This is a genomic window from Rhodopirellula maiorica SM1 (assembly GCF_000346295.1).
GTDB lineage: Bacteria > Planctomycetota > Planctomycetia > Pirellulales > Pirellulaceae > Novipirellula > Novipirellula maiorica.
Window position 1 is genome coordinate 1 of the sequence record NZ_ANOG01000739.1, and the last position, 2,976, is coordinate 2,976.

General features: G+C 54.9%; 3 protein-coding genes. All 3 read right to left on the minus strand.

What is annotated here, in order from left to right:
* Window positions 1-252: hypothetical protein (locus RMSM_RS24080; RefSeq protein ID WP_008702638.1), on the minus strand; the 252-nt coding region annotated here is incomplete at its 3' end.
* A gap of 186 nt (window positions 253-438) precedes the next feature.
* Window positions 439-2,004 carry a Do family serine endopeptidase gene (locus RMSM_RS24085; protein WP_008702640.1) on the minus strand — a complete coding sequence of 522 codons (1,566 nt, stop codon included), beginning with the start codon at window positions 2,002-2,004 and terminating at the stop codon, window positions 439-441.
* Between the two features lie 405 nt (window positions 2,005-2,409).
* Window positions 2,410-2,976, minus strand: a 567-nt coding sequence (locus RMSM_RS24090; protein WP_144057914.1) for an efflux RND transporter permease subunit, incomplete at its 5' end; no start/stop codon positions are given.

Here is a 2,976-nt window from a genome sequence, read left to right on the forward strand (position 1 = left end):
GATCCAACGCATCCGTGGTCCACCGCGTTGCTCTGTCGTCACTTCGACCGCTTGCCGGAACGTCACACGTGAATTGCTGGCGGACACCGAATCGATCGCCGACTGAAATATTTCGACTAACTCGTGGGCATGAGCCTCACGCTGTTGCCGCTGCCACGCGTGTTGACGCTGAATCGTCTGCCACGCAAACAACGAAACCACGGCAAATACCCCGACTAAAAAAATCAGAATTAGCTTTGCTGCAAGTTTCATAAGAGCCTTCCGAAAACAAACGCGACCAACGTCGATTGTAAATCAGACGTTGGTCGCCGTCAGTAACCAAGGGTGGGATAGCCTTCTAGGCCGTCATCGGGCACCTCTTCTGGCCAGACATCCGGCAATCCGTCCGAGTTGCTAGCCCGAAGTTAATCTACCCACCATTCCGGCAATCATCGCCGCTTAGTTCTGCACCACCACAAATCGTGATCCCTGCGTCGTGCGAACCAACAACAGCACCGAACCGTCCGAATCTTCGGCAATCTGCTTCTCAAACTCGCCGGGGCTCGAAACGTCATGTCGATTGACTTGGACGATCACCATTCCTGGTTTCAATCCCGATTCTGCCGCAGCGCTGCCTTCCTGCACACGTGTGATGACCACTCCCGTTTGCGATTCCATTCCCAGTTGCTTCGCAACGTCAGCCGACAATTCGCTAATCTCCAATCCAAGCGACTGCATCTTCACACCGTCGCTCTTTTCCGTCGACTGGGTGCTCGCTCCGAACTGATTCGGTGCGGCTTCGGGTTCGTAAGTCAATTCGATCGACTTGCCGTCTCGCACCACATCCACCGTCAACGTGTTGCCGAGCGGCGATCGTTCAACCGCCAACTGCAATTGTTGAGGCGTGGTGACATGGATACCACCAAAATTGACAATCACGTCGCCGGTTTTCAGTCCCGTTTTCGCCGCGGGCGTTTTCGGGAACACATTTGTCACGACCACACCACTTTTCGGAGCCACGCCAAGCTGGGTGCTCAGTTCGTAGTTGACCGGTTGAATGCTAACCCCAAGGTACGATCGTTTGACTTGCCCATGATGGACCAATTGGTCGCTGACCCAGTGTGCCAAATTTGATGGCACAGCAAAACCTACCCCGTTGTTACCGCCTCCGCGAGACGAAATCGCGGTATTGATTCCAATCACTTCCCCACGCAGATTGACAAGCGGTCCACCACTGTTTCCGGGGTTGATCGCCGCGTCGGTTTGAATAAAGTTCTCGCGATCGGTGATCCCAATCCCGCGATTCTTGGCACTGACAATCCCTGCGGTGACGGTGCTTTCCAAACCAAAGGGTTGGCCGAGAGCGACAACCCAATCGCCCACTTCCATGGCTTCGCTGTCACCAATTTTCGCGGCTACCAAACTCGAGTCACCCTCGAATTTGACCACTGCGATATCGGTTTGAGGATCCGTCAGCACCTCGGTGGCCGTGAATTCACGACCATCTTGAGTTTTGATGATCACCGTCCCGCCCCCTTCGACGACATGGTTGTTCGTCAACACAATCCCGGCCGAATCAATGATCACTCCTGAGCCGATCCCCGCTTGCGAACGTGGGGCTTGACGCGGTGTCATTTGGCCAGGTGCGTTTCCACCACGACGGCCAAATTCGTGGTTTCGGAACATGTCTTCAAACGGCGTTCCCTTGAATGGATTCTCCTTTTCAAGCGATTGACCGCTGTCCGGAATAGGCTGCTTGGCCGATTGCCAGGAGGTATCAGGACGATTTTCAATAGCCACTACCGATGGCAAGACATGCGTCGCGACGTCGCGGAACGCATCGGACAATGCATTAGCAACGCCAATCGATTCACTGCGTAACACCGGAGCCGATGCCGCTGGGGTCTCCGTTTTGACATGTGTCGCCGGTGCAGCGGCAATCAATGCGCCGGTTGCGGCGACGGTCAGCGGAGCGGCTAGTAATGCTGCACGTAATTTAGAACGTTTTGAGAGCGGACGATTCATTATGCAATCCTTTAACGAAAGGGCGGGATCAATCTTTAGTAAGCTAGCGAGCCCCCGACTCATTGCTGATAGAGTCATTGCTGACAGATTCGGGCAACTCGAACGGCCGAGGTTCGTTACACAGCGCCAACACTCCGGCGATCCCTACAAAAGCACGTCCTGTGCCAGCAGTAAAAACAGTCACATCAAAACACAAATACTGCACAAAACGCGGCAATCGGCGCTATTCCTGCGAGTTCTCACGCGATCGTCTCGAGGGACACAAATCCGCAGCGGGGCAGAATGCCCCAAGCAATCCCGTAGCGAAACTCGCCAAGAGTTTCGGTGGACATTGGCGGAGCCAAAACTCTTGGCGAGTTTCGCTACGTTCTGTGGCCCCGGCTCTACATCTAAATGAATTGCAACTCAATCCACCGCGACTTCTTGACCGCCCGAGAGGCGGGCGGTGATCAAGTACATTACCGGCGCCAACACCAGCACCAATACCGTGCTCAGCGTCAACCCAAACGCCAAACTGGTCGCCATCGGCGACACCACCTGTGCTTCCTTGGATCGCTCCAGCAGGATTGGCAACATTCCGGCGACCGTGGTGACCGACGTCAACAACACAGCACGAAAACGGCGCCGACCGCCGTCGACGATCGCCTCGTGAATGGGCAAGCCGTCGGCGACGCGGCGATTGATAAAGTCGACCAAAACGATCGAGTCATTCACCACCACTCCCGCCAACGCGACGATGCCAAAGATGCTGAACAACGTCAATTCAATGCCCATCACGATATGCCCCAAGATGGCACCGATAAAACCAAAGGGGATAATCGACAGGATCAAAATCGCCTGCCAACACGAACCGAACTGGATCGTCAACAACAAAAACATCGCGCCGACCACCACGAAGAAACCGATGGTCAAACTGTTTACCGTCTCCGTGGTCTGCTCTTGCTGTCCCGCCCACTCCAATCGAACGCCAGG

Coding starts and splice junctions, on each gene's coding strand:
- RMSM_RS24085 (WP_008702640.1), bottom strand. CDS start 2,004: ATGAATCGTCCGCTCTCAAAACGTTCTAAATTACGTGCAGCATTACTA.